Source organism: Achromobacter sp. HNDS-1, from assembly GCF_040084795.1.
GTDB classification, from domain to species: domain Bacteria; phylum Pseudomonadota; class Gammaproteobacteria; order Burkholderiales; family Burkholderiaceae_B; genus Achromobacter; species Achromobacter ruhlandii.
Window position 1 is genome coordinate 5,425,480 of record NZ_CP157584.1, and the last position, 14,360, is coordinate 5,439,839.

General features: G+C 70.8%; 15 protein-coding genes. 6 read left to right on the forward strand and 9 right to left on the reverse strand.

Annotated elements, in window-relative coordinates:
- Positions 1-22: 22 nt before the first annotated feature.
- The 4 genes from ABFG95_RS25110 (at position 23) to ABFG95_RS25125 (ending at position 3,661) form a co-directional block, all read left to right on the forward strand.
- Complete coding sequence (locus ABFG95_RS25110; RefSeq protein ID WP_348996060.1) at positions 23-973, forward strand: LysR substrate-binding domain-containing protein; 951 nt, start codon at positions 23-25, stop codon at positions 971-973.
- Position 974: 1 nt separating this feature from the next.
- Positions 975-1,862: a LysR family transcriptional regulator gene (locus ABFG95_RS25115; protein WP_080684470.1), complete on the forward strand. Its 888-nt coding sequence runs from the start codon at positions 975-977 to the stop codon at positions 1,860-1,862.
- Between the two features lie 101 nt (positions 1,863-1,963).
- Positions 1,964-2,593 (forward strand): glutathione S-transferase family protein, encoded by a 630-nt coding sequence (locus ABFG95_RS25120; RefSeq protein WP_020927112.1) that lies wholly within the window; start codon positions 1,964-1,966, stop codon positions 2,591-2,593.
- 30 nt (positions 2,594-2,623) lie between these two features.
- On the forward strand, positions 2,624-3,661 hold the full coding sequence (locus tag ABFG95_RS25125) for a pyridoxamine 5'-phosphate oxidase family protein (protein WP_348995024.1): 1,038 nt from the start codon (positions 2,624-2,626) through the stop codon (positions 3,659-3,661).
- A 71-nt stretch (positions 3,662-3,732) separates the two neighbouring features.
- Here ABFG95_RS25125 and ABFG95_RS25130 read toward each other — a convergent pair whose 3' ends face one another.
- On the reverse strand, positions 3,733-4,191 hold the full coding sequence (locus ABFG95_RS25130) for a helix-turn-helix domain-containing protein (protein WP_054416236.1): 459 nt from the start codon (positions 4,189-4,191) through the stop codon (positions 3,733-3,735).
- A 113-nt stretch (positions 4,192-4,304) separates the two neighbouring features.
- Positions 4,305-4,499 carry a hypothetical protein gene (locus ABFG95_RS25135; RefSeq protein WP_348996076.1) on the reverse strand — a complete coding sequence of 65 codons (195 nt, stop codon included), beginning with the start codon at positions 4,497-4,499 and terminating at the stop codon, positions 4,305-4,307.
- A 29-nt stretch (positions 4,500-4,528) separates the two neighbouring features.
- On the opposite strand from ABFG95_RS25135, the gene ABFG95_RS25140 reads away from it, so the two are divergent.
- Positions 4,529-5,719 (forward strand): MFS transporter, encoded by a 1,191-nt coding sequence (locus ABFG95_RS25140; RefSeq protein ID WP_348996061.1) that lies wholly within the window; start codon positions 4,529-4,531, stop codon positions 5,717-5,719.
- A 21-nt stretch (positions 5,720-5,740) separates the two neighbouring features.
- Here the strand turns inward: ABFG95_RS25140 and ABFG95_RS25145 are convergent, their stop codons facing one another.
- The 6 genes from ABFG95_RS25145 to ABFG95_RS25170 form a co-directional block, all read right to left on the reverse strand.
- Entirely contained in the window at positions 5,741-6,481 is a 741-nt protein-coding gene (locus tag ABFG95_RS25145; protein ID WP_175145678.1) for an ABC transporter ATP-binding protein, read from the reverse strand.
- Positions 6,469-7,287, reverse strand: coding sequence for an ABC transporter permease (locus tag ABFG95_RS25150; protein ID WP_231891719.1), 819 nt, complete (start codon positions 7,285-7,287; stop codon positions 6,469-6,471). The genes ABFG95_RS25145 and ABFG95_RS25150 overlap by 13 nt, the downstream gene beginning before the upstream one ends.
- Positions 7,284-8,297 carry an ABC transporter substrate-binding protein gene (locus tag ABFG95_RS25155; protein ID WP_054416131.1) on the reverse strand — a complete coding sequence of 338 codons (1,014 nt, stop codon included), beginning with the start codon at positions 8,295-8,297 and terminating at the stop codon, positions 7,284-7,286. The genes ABFG95_RS25150 and ABFG95_RS25155 overlap by 4 nt, the downstream gene beginning before the upstream one ends.
- Positions 8,298-8,503: 206 nt before the next feature.
- Positions 8,504-9,004 carry a hypothetical protein gene (locus tag ABFG95_RS25160; protein WP_348995025.1) on the reverse strand — a complete coding sequence of 167 codons (501 nt, stop codon included), beginning with the start codon at positions 9,002-9,004 and terminating at the stop codon, positions 8,504-8,506.
- On the reverse strand, positions 9,001-10,770 hold the full coding sequence (locus ABFG95_RS25165) for an acyl-CoA dehydrogenase (protein WP_054416130.1): 1,770 nt from the start codon (positions 10,768-10,770) through the stop codon (positions 9,001-9,003). Before ABFG95_RS25165 ends, ABFG95_RS25160 begins: the two co-directional genes overlap by 4 nt.
- Positions 10,771-10,798: 28 nt before the next feature.
- Entirely contained in the window at positions 10,799-12,436 is a 1,638-nt protein-coding gene (locus tag ABFG95_RS25170) for an acyl-CoA synthetase (protein ID WP_348995026.1), read from the reverse strand.
- A gap of 456 nt (positions 12,437-12,892) precedes the next feature.
- Here ABFG95_RS25170 and ABFG95_RS25175 point away from each other — a divergent pair, with 456 nt between their 5' ends.
- Positions 12,893-13,603 carry a Crp/Fnr family transcriptional regulator gene (locus ABFG95_RS25175; RefSeq protein ID WP_348995027.1) on the forward strand — a complete coding sequence of 237 codons (711 nt, stop codon included), beginning with the start codon at positions 12,893-12,895 and terminating at the stop codon, positions 13,601-13,603.
- Positions 13,604-13,645: 42 nt separating this feature from the next.
- On the opposite strand, the gene ABFG95_RS25180 is transcribed toward ABFG95_RS25175, so the two are convergent.
- Positions 13,646-14,347 carry an amino acid racemase gene (locus ABFG95_RS25180; RefSeq protein WP_348995028.1) on the reverse strand — a complete coding sequence of 234 codons (702 nt, stop codon included), beginning with the start codon at positions 14,345-14,347 and terminating at the stop codon, positions 13,646-13,648.
- Positions 14,348-14,360 lie beyond the last annotated feature (13 nt).

The following is a 14,360-nucleotide window of genomic DNA, read 5'->3' on the forward strand; positions in this document are numbered from 1 at the left end:
AAAGGTTTTGAAAAACAGGATGATCAGGCCTGTCACCTTTGACCTGGACGTGCTGCGCAGCTTCGTCGCGGGGGTGGAGCTGGGCAGCTTCGGCCGCGCGGCCGACCGCCTCGGGCGTTCGACTTCGGCCGTCAGCGCGCAGTTGAAAAAACTCGAGGAACAGGCCGGCGTGCCGCTGCTGCGCAAGGCCGGCCGGGGCCTGGCGCTGACCGACGCGGGCGAGACCATGCTGGCGTACGCGCGCCGGCTGCTGGATCTGAACGATCAGGCTTCGGTGGCGGTGCGCGGCACGCGCCTGCAGGGGCGGGTGCGCCTGGGGCTGCAGGAGGATTTCGGTGAGATCCTGCTGCCGCGCGTGCTGGGCCAGTTCGCCCGCGCCCATCCGCAGGTGCGGATCGAAGCGCGGGTGGCGCGCAATGCCGAGCTGCTCGAACGCGTGGCGGCGGGCGAACTGGACCTGGCGCTGGCCTGGGACCATGACGCGGCGCGGCCGCATGGCCAGCGGCTGGCTGAACTGCCGCTGTGCTGGATCGGTCCGGCCGCGACGGGCCCGGCGCGCGATGCCGATGGCGCCTGGCCGCTGGTGGCGTTCGAGGCGCCCTGCCTGTTCCGCAGCCGCGCCACCGATGCCCTGGACCGCGCCGGCATCGCCTGGACCTCGGCTTTCATCAGCCCCAGCCTGGCGGGCCTGTGGGCGGCGGTCAGCGCGGGGCTGGGGCTGATGGTCCGCACGCCGCTGGGGCTGCCCGCCGGGTTGCGGGTGATGGCGCCGGGCGAGCAGGGCCTGCCGTCGTTGCCGCCGTTGTCGCTGTCGCTGTATCACGCGCAAGGCCGGCCCGGTCCGGTGGCCGCGGCCCTGGCCGATATCGTGCGGCGCTGCGTGCGCGACAGCGTCGCGGCGCTGCCGGCCATGTCGGGCCTGCCGGCGCGCGTCCCTTCCGAGGAGGCCGAGCGCCTTGAACCGATTCCATGAAATGACTGTCTTCCTGGCGGTGGCCGAGGCCCAGAGCTTCGCCGCCGCCGCGCGCCGGCTGGCGATGTCGGCGCCGAGCGTGACGCGCAGCGTCGCGGCGCTGGAGCGCCGGCTGGGCACGCTGCTGCTGGTGCGCACCACCCGCAGCCTGCGCCTGACCGAAGCCGGCCAGCGCTACGCGGCCGACTGCCGCGCCATTCTTGAAGCCGTGGAGCAGGCCGACGACGCCGCCGCCGGGGCGATGGCGGCGCCGCGCGGATCGCTGCACATCACCGCGCCGGCGCGCTTCGGTGAACTGCACGTGATGCCGGCGGTGCTGGGCTACCTGCGCCAGCACCGCGAGGTATCGGTGAACGCCCTGCTGGTGGACCGCGTGGTGAACCTGCTGGACGAGGGCGTGGACGTGGCGGTGCGCATCGGCGCCTTGCCCGACTCCACCCTGACGGCGGTGCCGGTGGGGCAGGTGCGGCGGGTGGTGTGCGCCTCGCCCGACTTCCTGCAGCGCCACGGCACGCCCGACAGTCCCGACGCGCTGGCGCGCTTTTGCACCATCACGGCGGCGATGGAAGGGCGCGGCGCGCAATGGCGTTTCCTGCAGGACGGCCAGCCGCGGCGCCTGCCGCTGGCATCGCAGTTGACCGTGACTTCGTTCCAGGCTGCGGTGGCGGCGGCCTGCGAGGGCTGGGGGCTGACCCAGGTGGTGTCCTACCAGGTGGCGCGCGACCTGGCCAGCGGCGCTTTGCAGGTGGTGCTGCGCGACTACGAAATGGCGCCGTTGCCGGTGCACGTGGTGTATCCGGAAGGGCGCAAGAGTTCGGCCAAGGTGCGCAGCTTCGTCGACTTCTGCGTCGACGCGCTGCGCCGCGACCTGGCGGCCCTGCCGGCGTGATCCTTTCACTGGCGGCAATGGTGTCTTGCGCGCCATGGCCGTTCCCCGGCGGGCACGGGCGGTTCAAGATGGAGGCCTGTTTCCGCTATCCGAGATACCCCATGTCCGCCGCTCCCCTGACGTTCTACAGTTTTCCCCTGTCCGGCCATTCGCACCGCGTGGCCCTGATGCTGTCGCTGCTGGATGTGCCGCACCGCAATGTCGAAGTCGATCTGCGCAGCGGCGCGCAGAAGCGGCCCGAGTTCCTGGCGCTGAACGCGTTCGGCCAGGTGCCGGTGATCGACGACAACGGCGTGGTGGTGGCCGATTCCACCGCGATCCTGGTGTACCTGTGCAAGCGCTACAACGGCCAGGCCTGGCTGCCCGAGGACGCGGTGGGCGCGGCGGCGGTGCAGCGCTGGCTGTCGGCCGCCTCCGGCCCGCTGGCGGCCGGCCCGGCCGCGGCGCGGCTGGTGACGGTGTTCGGCGCCCCGTATGACGTGCCGGCCACGCTGGCGCGCGCGCATGCCTTGCTGGCGGTGATGGAGCGGGAGCTCGCGGCCACCGGCTACCTGGCCGGCGCCGCGCCGACGCTGGCCGACGTGGCCTGCTACACCTACGTGGCGCATGCGCCGGAAGGCAACGTGTCGCTGGCGGATTATCCGCGGGTGCGCGACTGGCTGGCGCGGATCGAGGCGCTGCCGCGCTTCGTGCCGATGGTGGCGTCTCCCGTGGGATTGCGGGCGGCGTGAACGCAAGCGTCCGCGCGCAAGGAGCCTGACATGAATACGACCACGACGAGTCCGCTTGGCGCCGCGCCGGCCGGCGGTTCGACGGCCGCCACGACGGCGACCGGCCAGCCGGCCGCGGCCGCGGCGCCCTGGCACGCGGGCGAACTGCGGTTGCAGGCGCATATCGGCATGGCCGAGCGCATGGCGCAGGTGGGCGCCAAAGTGATCCGCCCGTACATGCCGGACCAGCACCGCGCTTTCTTCGCGCAACTGCCGTTCCTGGTGGCCGGCGCGGTCGATGGCCAGGGCGATCCCTGGGCCGGCGTGCTGGAGGGCGAGCCGGGCTTCGCCGTGTCGCCCGACCCACGGACCCTGCAGGTGACCGCGCTGCCGGATGCCGATGATCCGCTGCGCGCCGGCCTGGGGCCGGACCGGCCGGTGGGCCTGCTGGGCATCGAACTGCACACGCGCCGCCGCAACCGCATGAACGGCCGCATCATCGCGTGGGACGGCAGGCGTTTCGCGGTCACGGTGGCCGAGTCGTTCGGCAACTGCCCGCAGTACATCCAGGCGCGCGATTTTCATTTCTCGCGCTCGCCGGCGCTGCGCTTTCCGGGGGCGGCGCGCGAGCGGACCGGTCTGGCCGAGGCCGACCGGGCGCTGATCGCGCGCGCCGACACGCTGTTCGTGGCGACCTATGCAGATACCGACGAGGCCGGCCGCCGGATCGATGTCTCGCACCGTGGCGGCATGCCGGGGTTCGTGCGCGTCGACGGCGACACGCTGACGATCCCGGATTTCTCCGGCAACCGCTTTTTCAATACGCTGGGCAACATGGTGCTCAATCCGCGCGCCGGGCTGCTGTTCATCGATTTCGAGCGCGGCGACGTGTTGCAGGTGTCGGGGCGCGCCGAGGTGATCCTGGACAGTCCGGAGATCGCCACCTTCGCGGGGGCCGAGCGGTTGTGGCGCGTCCACGTGCGGCGGGTGCGGGCCAGGCCGGGCGCGCTGGCGCTGCGGTGGCGCTTTGGCGGCTATTCGCCGACCGCGCTGGCCACGGGGCAGTGGCCGCAGGCCGCCACGGCCTGACGCGGGCCGCTCGCCGGCCGCCGCGCGCGGCGACTGCCTGAGCGGCCAATGGCAGGGGGCGTGCGCCAGGGTCAGGCGCGGTCGGCGCCGACCTTGCGCACCACGGTGTCGTCCGGCGCCAGCGCGCGGCCGTCCTGGGCGCGGATCTCCAGGCGCCGCACCGGCTGGCCGCGCTTGCGGTCGATGAGCGTGGAGTGCGGCTCGTCGGGGCCGTAGTAATGGTCTTCGCCCCATTGGCGCAGGCCGACGATGACGGGAAACAGCGCCTGGCCTTTTTCCGTCAGCACGTATTCCTGGTAGGCGCTGCCGTCGGACGCCGGCGCGGCCGCCAGGATGTCGTGCGCGACCAGGGTGCGCAGGCGGTCGCTGAGGATGTTCTTGGCCACGCCGAGGCTTTTCTGGAATTCGCCGAAGCGGCGCACGCCGTCGAAGGCGTCGCGCACGATCAATAGCGACCACCAGTCGCCGATGGCGTCCAGCGCGCGCGCCACCGGGCAGGCGGCGCCTTCGAGACTGGTGCGTTTGACCATGTCGTCCTGACCTTTGCCGCGCATCGCGGCGGGGAGAGATGTCGAATGTTTGGTTGCATTATAAAACCTAAAGGTCTAGCATTCTGGTTTTGTAATGAAACTACCTTAGGCCGTCATGCCAGACCAGACCGATCCTGCCCCTGCTGCTCCGCCATCTCCTTCATCTCCTTCATCTCCTTCATCTCCTTCATCTCCTTCATCGCCTTCATCGCCGGCATCCACGGCGTCCAACGAATCCACAGCATCCGCGGCATTCGCGGCCTCTGCGGCATCCGGGGCATCCGCTGCATCCACGGCATCTGCTGCATCTGCGCCCGCCACGCCATCCGCCGATCGCCTGCCCGCCGCCCTGGTGCTGCTGCTGGCCGTGGCCTGCGCCTTGAGCGTGGCCAACGTCTACTACGCGCAACCGCTACTGGACGCCATGGGCCGCGAGTTCCGCCTGCACGAGGGCGCGGTGGGCATCGTCGTCACCGCGACGCAGCTGGGCTGCGCGCTGGCGCTGGTGCTGGTGGTGCCGCTGGGCGACCTGCTCGACCGGCGCCGCCTGATGCTGGCGCAACTGGGGCTGCTGGTGCTGGCGCTGGCCGCGGTGGCGCTGGCGTCCGCCGCGCCGTGGCTGCTGGCCGGGATGCTGGCGCTGGGCTTGCTCGGCACCGCCATGACGCAGGGCCTGCTGGCGCTGTCGGCGGCGCTGGCCGCGCCGGGCGAACGCGGGCGGGTGGTGGGCGCGGTGCAGGGGGGCGTGGTGATCGGCCTGCTGCTGGCGCGGACCCTGGCGGGCGCCGTGGCCGACCTGTGGGGATGGCGCGCGGTCTACCTGGTGTCCGCCGGCCTGGCCGCGTTGCTGGCGCTGGCGCTGGCCCGCTGGCTGCCGCGCCGCGCCTTGCCGACCGCGGGACTGGGCTACGGCGCGCTGCTGCGCTCGATGTTCACCTTGCTGGCGAGTGAACGGGTGCTGCGGGTGCGCGGCATGATCGCGCTGTTGATGTTCGCCGTCTTCAGCGCGTTCTGGACGGCGCTGGTGCTGCCGCTGAGCGCGCCGCCGTATTCGCTGACGCACACCGCGGTGGGCGCGTTCGGGCTGGTGGGCGTGGCCGGGGTGCTGGTGGCGGCGCGGGCGGGGCGGCTGGCCGATCGCGGCCATGGGCAACTGACCACCGGCGCGGGCCTGGCGCTGCTGTGCCTGGCCTGGGCGCCGATCGCCTTCCTGGACCGCAGCCTGTGGGCGCTGGCGCTGGGCGTGCTGGTGCTGGACATCGCGGCGCAGGCGCTGCACGTGACCAACCAGGCCATGATCTTTTCCATCAGCGCGCAGGCGCACAGCCGGCTGGTCGGCGGCTACATGATGTTTTATGCGGTGGGCAGCGGACTCGGGTCGATCGCCTCGACCTTCGTCTATGCGCGCGCGGGCTGGCTGGGCGTCTGCGCGCTGGGCCTGGGGCTGAGCCTGGCGGCGACGCTGTTCTGGGCACTGACGCTGCCACGCAAGGCGGCGCCGGACTGCGCGGTTGCGCGGCGGGCGTGAGGGGACGCCGGCGCGTTCCGCTCAGTGATGTTCGAGCGTATGGGCGATGGCCGCCACCTGCCGCGCGAACGCCGGATCGGCGCGGTCGCGCTGCCGCGGCAGGTCGATGTCGTAGTGGCCCGCGATGTTGGCCGGGCGGCCGCCCAGCACCACCACCTTGTCGGCCAGGAACACCGCTTCCTCGATGTCGTGGGTGACGAACAGCACCGCCGCGCCGGAGGCCCGCCACACGCGGATCAGCTCCTGCTGCAGGTTGCGGCGGGTGATGGCGTCGACCGCGCTGAAGGGTTCGTCCATCAGCAGCAGGTCGGGCTTGACGGCCAAGGCGCGGGCGATGCCGACGCGCTGCGCCTGGCCGCCGGACAACTGATGCGGCCAGCGGCGGCCGTAGTCGCCCAGGCCGGTCAGTTGCAGCGCGGCATCGATGCGCTGTTGGCGTTCCTGGCGGTCCAGCCCCAATCCTTCCAGGCCATAGCCGACGTTGCCGCCGACCGTGCGCCACGGCATCAGGCGGCTGTCCTGGAACACCACCGCGCGGCTGCGGCGCCCGGGGCGCGCGGGCGCCTGGAAGCGCACTTCGCCGCTGGCGGGATCAGCCAGGCCGGCCGCCGCGCGCAGCAGCGTGGATTTGCCCACGCCCGAGCCGCCCACCACGGCCACGAAGCTGCCCGCCTCGATCGCCAGCGACAGGCCCTGGATCACCGGCGCGTCGGCGCCCGGATGTTGGTACGAGAGTTTCGAGAATTCGATCACGGACGCCATTGCAGCACCTTGCTTTCGACCATCGAGAACGCCAGGTCGCACAGCGTGTAGACCAGCGAGATGATCAGCATGTAGACCACCACCGCGTCGTAGGCGCCAACGCCGGCGGCGGCATTCATTTCCTGGCCCATGCCGGGCACGCCCAGCAGTTCGGCGGCGATCAGTGTCATCCAGGCCTGGCCGATGCCGGTGCGCACGCCCGACAGCGCGCCAGGCGCGATGGCCGGCAGCGTCACGCCCAGCGCGCGCGCCAGGTAGCCGCCGTGGCCGAAGGCGCGCGCCAGTTCGTAGTAGCGCGGATCGACGTTGCGCACCGCGCTGTAGGTGGCGAAGTAGTTGACCCAGAACACGCCGATGGCGATGACGAAGGCGGCGCCGGCATGGCTGACCTTGAACCAGGCGATGGCGAACACCACCCAGGCCAGCGGCGGGATCGGCCGCAGGATGCGCGCCAGATAGGCTTGCGCCAGGTCGAAGCGCGGCAGCGTCGCGGCCGCCAGGCCCACGCCGAAGCCGAGCGCGGTGCCCGCGGCCAGGCCCCAGAAGTAATGCACCAGGCTGGAGCCTATGGCCGGCAGGAGCCGGCCCGACTGCCATTCCTGGACCAGCGTGGCGGGCAGCGCGAAGGGATCGGGCAGGGTGCCCGCGGGCGCCCATTGCCAGATCAGCGCGGCCTTCCAGATGGCGATGAAGAGGGCCAGTCCGCCGATGCCGTAAGCCGCGCGGCGCACTGCGGCGAACCCCGGCGGCGCGCCCTTGCGGGCTTGCGGCGCGGGCGCGGCCAGGGCGGGGGCGGTCTGGCTCATGGCTTCCCGGCCTTGTCGTAGAAGCGGGTGTCGAACAACTGCTTGACGTCGACCTTGGCGGCCTCGACCGTGCCCAGGCTGGCCTGGAAGGTCTGCAGCTCGGCGGTGGCGTCGACGATGGCGTGCGGATCGGCCACGAACTGGTCATGCGAATTGCGGATGGCCTTCTCGACCAGCGCGCGGTCCAGGCGGCCGCCGCCGACGTATTTCTGCACGTGGCCCGCGGCGCGGGCCGGATCGTTCTTGAGCAGGGCGGTGGCGGCGAGCTGGGCGTCGACCAGTTGCTGCACGGCCTCGGGGTGCTCGGCGATCAGCTTGTCGCGCACCAGCAGCACGGCGCCGGGCTGGTTCGGGAATAGTTGCGAGCCGCGCGCCACCACGCGCGAATCGGGCGCGCGGGTCAGCACGGTGGTGACGGTGGGTTCGAGGATGGCGGCGCCGTCGATGGCGCCGGTCAGCAGCGACTGCTGGATCTGCGCCTCGCCCTGGTAGATCAGTTCCAGGCTGGCCGGGTCGGCCTTGAGGCGGTTGCGCAGCCAGTATTGCAGCGCGGCCTCGGGCACGGCGCCCTTGGGGTAGCTGGCGATGACGGGCTTTCTGCCCTTGTCCTTGGCGAAGCGGGCGAACGCGGTGGCCGCATCGCCCGAGGCGAAATACGGCGCCAGCGCGCCCAGCGCGACCACGTTGACCTGCTCGACGATGTTGGAAGCCACCACCTTGATGCCGGCGCCCTTGGCGCTGGCCACCAGCGCCGGGCCGATGCCGACGTAGGCCACGTCCAACTGGCCGGCCAGCAGCGCCTGGGTCAGCGCGGGGCCGCTCTGGAACTGCACCAGCTTGGGCGCGGGCGCGCCCTTGGCCTGCAAGGTGCCTTCTTCCAGCGCCACGAACAATTGCGCGTCCGGCAGGATCGGCAGGTAGCCGATTTCCAGCGCGGGCGGCGCGGCGTGGGCGGGGGCAACGGCGAAAGCGGTGGCGATGAGCGCGGCGGAAAGCAGCTTGCGAAGCATGGGGGAAGGGTCCTGAACTACGCCTTGGTACGGCTGGCGTCTTGCCCGCGGGCAGGATTTCCGATGTCCGCTTAATAATTTTAGATATGTTTATTTCTTTTATTTATTCTTTTTGGTTATATGTTTAACCGCGCCGCCAACCGGGGTTCGACAGCGCAACAGCGCCGCGCGGTCAGGAAAAAAGGATGCGCGGGCCCCCGCCAGGCTCAAGGCGCCAGCGCGCGCCGGTCGATGCTGGCGATTGTCCGCGTCAGCCAATCCCGATGCGTCGGGACGTGGCCCGGCGGGTCTTCGAATGCCTCGCGCGCGGCCAGGTAGGCCTCGACGTGGCGGAATTGCACCGCGCCGGCGGCGGCCCGCAAGTCGTCCAGCGGCGCATCGGTTTCATAGAGGAAGTCGAAGCGGTGCGCCCAGAATCCCTGTTCCGTCAGGGCCAGCACGTCGACGGATTGCGGGTCTTCGATACTGAACCGGATGAACTCGCGGCCGGTCGCCGTGCCTCGCAGGGCGTAGACGTGGTCGCCATCGTCCCACAGCGGCGCCCCTTGCGGCGCGCGGGCGCCGTGATAGGAGTGGAACGGCGGACCCAGGCACGCGCCGCGCAGCAACGGATGCACGCAGTCGCCGCTGGCCAGCCGGACCAGCGGCGCCGACGCGCCCAGCGCCACCAGCGCGTCGATGCGCGATCCGGCGTCGACCACGCTCATGGCTGCACGGCGTACTCGTTCGACCCCGCCACCACCGCCGCCAGGCCGGGCGCCTGGGTCAGCTTGTGCAGCGCGTAGGTCTGGGCCGTGGCGATCTTGGCCTGGTGGAAGGCCGGGTCCTCGTCCAGGTGGTCCAGCGACGCGAGCAGCGCGCGCGCCATCTGCCAGCCGGCCAGCACCGTGCCGGCCAGCAGCAGGTAGGGCACGGCCGAGCCGAACACCGCGTTGGGATGGGCGGCGGCGTTGGCCACCACGAAGTCGACCGTGTTGGCCAGCGCCAGGCGGCCCTGGCGCAGCGGCGTCAGCACCAGGCGCGCGGCCGGTTCGCTGCGCGCCTGCAGCGCTTCCTCGGTCTTGCGGATCTCCTCGATCAGCGCCTGCGCCACCGCGCCGCCATCGCGCAGCGTCTTGCGGCCGACCAGGTCGTTGGCCTGGATCGCGGTGGTGCCTTCGTAGATGGTGAGGATGCGGGCGTCGCGGTAGTACTGGGCGGCGCCGGTTTCCTCGATGAAGCCCATGCCGCCGTGCACCTGCACGCCCAGGCTGGCGACGTCGATGGAGGCTTCGGTGCACCAGCCCTTGACGATCGGTACCAGGAATTCCTGCACCGCCAGGTGGCGGGCGCGCGCCGCCGGATCGGCGCTGGCGTGCGCCAGGTCGGCGTGGCCGGCGGTGTAGTAGGCCAGCGCGCGGCCGGCCTCGGTCAGGGCGCGCATGGTGCCCAGCATGCGGCGCACGTCCGGGTGCTGGATGATCGGCACGGCCTCGCGCGAGGAGCCGTCCACCGGGCGGCTCTGCACGCGTTCGGCGGCGTAGGCCAGCGCGTGCTGGTAGGCGCGGTCGGCCACCGCGATGCCCTGCACGCCGACGGCGAAGCGGGCCGCGTTCATCATGATGAACATGGCGTCCAGGCCGCGGTTTTCCTGGCCCACCAGGTAGCCGATGGCGCCGCCCGCGTCGCCGAACTGCAGCGTGGCGGTGGGGCTGGCCTTGATGCCCAGCTTGTGCTCGATCGACACGCAGGTAACGTCGTTGCGCGCGCCCAGCGAGCCGTCGTCGTTGACCAGGAACTTGGGTACCAGGAACAGCGAGATGCCCTTCACGCCCTCGGGCGCGTCCGGCAGGCGCGCCAGCACCAGGTGGACGATGTTCTCGGCCAGGTCGTGCTCGCCGTAGGTGATGAAGATCTTGGTGCCCGAGATGCGGTAGGTGCCGTCGCCGACCGGCTGGGCGCGGGTGCGCAGCAGCGCCAGGTCGGAGCCGGCCTGCGGCTCGGTCAGGTTCATGGTGCCGGTCCACCGGCCCGACAGCATCGGACCGATGAAGCGCTCGCGCAGTTCGGGCGAGCCGGCCGTCAGCAGCGCCTCGACCGCGCCGTTGGTCAAGAGCGGACACAGGGCGAACGACAGGTTGGCGGCGTTGAGCATTTCGGAGCAGGGCGCGCCCAGTAGGCCGGGCAGGCCCTGGCCGCCGTATTCGACCGGGTGCGTCATGCCCTGCCAGCCGGCTTCGGCGTATTGGCGGAAGGCCTGCTTGAAGCCGGGCGAGGTGGTGACGGCGCCGTCGCGCCAGGCGCTGGGCTCGCGGTCGGCGGGGTGGTTCAGCGGCGCCAGCACGTCGCCGGCGAAGGTGGCGGCTTCCTCCAGTACCGCCTGGGCGGTGTCGGGCGTGGCTTCGGCATATTGCGGCAGCGCCGCCACCTGCGGCAGGCCGGCCAGGTGGTTCAGCACGAACAGCATGTCTTTCACGGGGGCTTGGTACGTCATGGCGTCGGAGCTCCGGGTAGGAAGGGAATCAGGTGGCGTCGATGGCGCGGGTGGAACCCACCGCGGCGCGCAGTTCGAATTTCTGGATCTTGCCGGTCGAGGTCTTGGGCAGTTCGCCAAAGCGCACCGCGCGCGGCACCTTGAAGCCGGGCAGCAGCAGCTTGCAGTGCGCGATGATCTCTTCGGCGGTGGCGTTGTGGCCGGGCTTGAGCTCGACGAAGGCGCAGGGCGTTTCGCCCCATTTCGGGTCGGGCATGGCCACCACCGCCACGGCGGCCACGGCCGGATGGCGATAGAGGGCGTCCTCGACCTCGATGCTGGAGATGTTCTCGCCGCCGGAGATGATGATGTCCTTGCTGCGGTCCTTGATGCGGATGTAGCCGTCGGGCGTCATCACGCCCAGGTCGCCGGTGTGGAACCAGCCGCCGCTGAAGGCCTCGTCAGTGGCGCGTTCGTTCTTCAGGTAGCCCTTCATGCAGATGTTGCCGCGGAACATGATCTCGCCCACGGTCTGCTCGTCGGCCGGCACTTCCTCCATGGTGTCGGGGTTGCGCACCGAGACGCCGGCCTGCAGGTGGTAGCGCACGCCCTGGCGCGCGGTCAGCAGCGCGCGCTGCTCGTCTTCCAGGTCGTTCCAGGCTTCCTGCGGGGCGCACACGGCGGCCGGGCCGTAGACCTCGGTCAGGCCATAGACGTGGGTCAGCTCGAAGCCGATTTCCTTCATCTTGGCGATCACCGCCGGCGCGGGCGCGGCGCCGGCCACCATGGTGCGCACGGTGTGGCGGATGCCGGCGCGCAGCTCGGCCGGCGCGTTGGCCAGCGCGCTTTGCACGATGGGCGCGCCGCAGTAGTGGGTCACGCCCTCGGCGCGGATCAGGTCGAACACGATCTTGGGATCGAACTTGCGCAGGCAGACGTTGACGCCGGCGCGCGCCGCCACGGTCCAGGCGAAGCACCAGCCGTTGCAGTGGAACAGCGGCAGCGTCCACAGGTAGACCGGATGCTTGGGCATGTCCCATTCGAGGATGTTGCTGACGGCGTTCAGGTAGGCGCCGCGGTAGTGGTAGACCACGCCCTTGGGATCGCCGGTGGTGCCGGAGGTGTAGTTCAGCGCGATCGCGTCCCATTCGTCGGCCGGCGGGCGCCAGTCGAAGGTCGCGGGGGCGGCGGCCAGGAAGGCCTCGTAGTCGGTAGCGCCGGGCAGGGTGGCCGGGGCGCCGTCCAGGTCGTGCACCGAAATCACTTTCAGGTGCGGGAATTCGGCGCGGGCGCGCTGCGCGAGCTCGGCGTATTCGGTGTCGACGATCAGCGCGCGGGCCTCGCCGTGGCCCAGCATGAACAGGACGCTGGGCGTATCCAGGCGCGTGTTGAGGGTGTTGAGCACCGCGCCCAGCATCGGCACGCCGAAGTGCGCCTCGATCATGGCGGGGATGTTCGGCAGCATCACCGCCACCGTGTCGCCGCGCTGGATGCCGGCGGCGGCCAGCGCGCCGGCCAGGCGTTGCGCGCGCTCGTAGGTCTGGGCCCAGGTGCGGCGCACGGCGCCGTGCACCACGGCCAGGCGGTTGCCATAGACCTGCGCGGCGCGGGCGATGAAGTCGACCGGGGTGAGGGGTTCGTAGTTGGCGTCACGGCGTGCCAGGCCGTGGTCGAACAGGCTGCTCATGCTTGTCTCCTGTGGGGCGCGGGGGCGCCCGGATATGCTTTTATGCGGGAAACTTGATCTGGATCGCCTGGGTTGATCGTGGATGCGAATCCCGCTGCTTGCCAGGGGGTACCAACCTTCAAAGGAGCCTCGCATGAGTGCCAAAATGAGCGACTATCAAGGCGCGAAGCGCAGTCGTGGCGGGACCACGGCGAGCATTCGCAACGTAGAGAGGCGCTCATTTTGGCGCTCACCCTACGGGCAGGCAGGTAATCGGCCGCCAGGCGTGGTCGCCGCCGCGTGGCTTTGCCACGCAAGGTGAGCGCAACGACGCCTGGCGGCCGATTACCTGCCTGTGCGAGGCTCCTTTGAAGGTTGGTACCCCCTAGCTTATCGGCCGCCGGAAAATGGTGTCTGTCGCCTGCATGACAGACCTTTTTTCGGGCGCCCAACCCGCAGTTTTACACGGTTCTTTCCATGTCCGATGTTTCAAACATTGTTTCCCCGGCCGAGCTGGCCGGACTGCTGCGCGGCTGCGCCTGGTTCGCCACGCTGGACGCGCCGCACCAGGATTTGGTGCTGGCCACGGCGCGTGCCGAACATGTGGCCAGCGGCGCCTGGATCGCGCGCCGCAATGCGCCGTCGGATTACTGGCTGGGGGTGCACAGCGGCCTGCTGAAGCTGGCGATCTACAACGAGTCGGGACGCAGCTGCACGTTCTCGGGAGTGCCGCCGGGCGGCTGGTTCGGCGAGGGCAGCGTCATCAAGCGGGAGCTGCGCAAGTACGACGTGGTGGCGATCCAGCCGTCGCTGGTGCTGCTGGTGCCGGCCGCCACCTTCCATGCGCTGCTGGCGGCCAGCCTGCCGTTCTCGCATTTCGTCATCGGCCAGCTGAACGACCGCATGGGCGAGTTCATCGCCTCGATCCAGAACCATCGCCTGCTGGACGCCGATGCGCGCGTGGCGCAGTCGCTGGCGCAACTGTTCAACCCGCAGCTGTATCCGTCCACCGACCTGACGCTGGCGATTTCACAGGAAGAACTCGGCTACCTGACCGGCCTGTCGCGCCAGCGGGTCAACCAGGCGCTGCAGACGCTGGCGGACCAAGGGGTGCTGGCGCTGTCGTACAACCAGATCAAGGTGCTGGACCTGGATCGCCTGCGCCAGTACGGGCTGGACCAGCTCTGACCGCGGGCGGGGCCCGGAGGGGGGGGGACGCCGGTTCAGGCGTCAGGCCAGCGCGCGGTCCAGGGCGGCGCGCGCCAGGATGCGGGTCGAGTCCAGCGTCGGCAAGACGCAGTTGGCGTCGTTCAGCACCAGCGGCAGTTCGGTGCAGCCCAGCACCACCGCGTCGCAGCCGGCATCGCGCAGCCGCGCCACCACGCCTTGCAGCAAGGCGACCGATTCGGGCTTGAAGACGCCGTAGACCAGTTCGTCCATGATGACGCGCGCCAGCAGATCGCGGTCGGCCGGCGCGGGACGCACGTAGTCCAGGCCGCGCGCCTGCAGTTTGTCGGGGTAGACCGGACTGTCGACCAGCCAGCGCGTCCCCAGGATGCCGATGCGGCGCAGCCCGCGCGCGGCGGCCTGGGCGGCGACTTCCTCGGCGATGTGCAGCCACGGCAGCGGCGATTGCGGCAGCACGTGGCCCAGGGCCTGGTGGATGGTGTTGTCGGGGCAGATCAGAAAATCCGCGCCGGCGCGCGCCAGCCGATCGGCGGAGGTCAGCATCAGCGCGCCGACGCCGGCCAGGTCATCGCGCTCCAGGCAGGCCACGTAGTCCGCCAGCGACAGGCTGTGCAGCGACACCTCGGGGTGCGCGTGCGGCCCCAGGCGCTGCGCGCCTTCGGCGCAGATCGTGCGGTAGCAGAGCGCGGCGCCCTCGGCCGAGCAGGCGACGATGCCGATGTGCAGGGGCGGACGGACGGGCATGCGGACTCCGTGG

Coding starts and splice junctions, on each gene's coding strand:
- ABFG95_RS25115 (WP_080684470.1), top strand. CDS start 975: ATGACTGTCTTCCTGGCGGTGGCCGAGGCCCAGAGCTTCGCCGCCGCC.
- ABFG95_RS25120 (WP_020927112.1), top strand. CDS start 1,964: ATGTCCGCCGCTCCCCTGACGTTCTACAGTTTTCCCCTGTCCGGCCAT.
- ABFG95_RS25125 (WP_348995024.1), top strand. CDS start 2,624: ATGAATACGACCACGACGAGTCCGCTTGGCGCCGCGCCGGCCGGCGGT.
- ABFG95_RS25130 (WP_054416236.1), bottom strand. CDS start 4,191: ATGGTCAAACGCACCAGTCTCGAAGGCGCCGCCTGCCCGGTGGCGCGC.
- ABFG95_RS25135 (WP_348996076.1), bottom strand. CDS start 4,499: ATGCAGCAGATGCCGTGGATGCAGCGGATGCCCCGGATGCCGCAGAGG.
- ABFG95_RS25145 (WP_175145678.1), bottom strand. CDS start 6,481: ATGGCGTCCGTGATCGAATTCTCGAAACTCTCGTACCAACATCCGGGC.
- ABFG95_RS25150 (WP_231891719.1), bottom strand. CDS start 7,287: ATGAGCCAGACCGCCCCCGCCCTGGCCGCGCCCGCGCCGCAAGCCCGC.
- ABFG95_RS25155 (WP_054416131.1), bottom strand. CDS start 8,297: ATGCTTCGCAAGCTGCTTTCCGCCGCGCTCATCGCCACCGCTTTCGCC.
- ABFG95_RS25160 (WP_348995025.1), bottom strand. CDS start 9,004: ATGAGCGTGGTCGACGCCGGATCGCGCATCGACGCGCTGGTGGCGCTG.
- ABFG95_RS25165 (WP_054416130.1), bottom strand. CDS start 10,770: ATGACGTACCAAGCCCCCGTGAAAGACATGCTGTTCGTGCTGAACCAC.
- ABFG95_RS25170 (WP_348995026.1), bottom strand. CDS start 12,436: ATGAGCAGCCTGTTCGACCACGGCCTGGCACGCCGTGACGCCAACTAC.
- ABFG95_RS25175 (WP_348995027.1), top strand. CDS start 12,893: ATGTCCGATGTTTCAAACATTGTTTCCCCGGCCGAGCTGGCCGGACTG.
- ABFG95_RS25180 (WP_348995028.1), bottom strand. CDS start 14,347: ATGCCCGTCCGTCCGCCCCTGCACATCGGCATCGTCGCCTGCTCGGCC.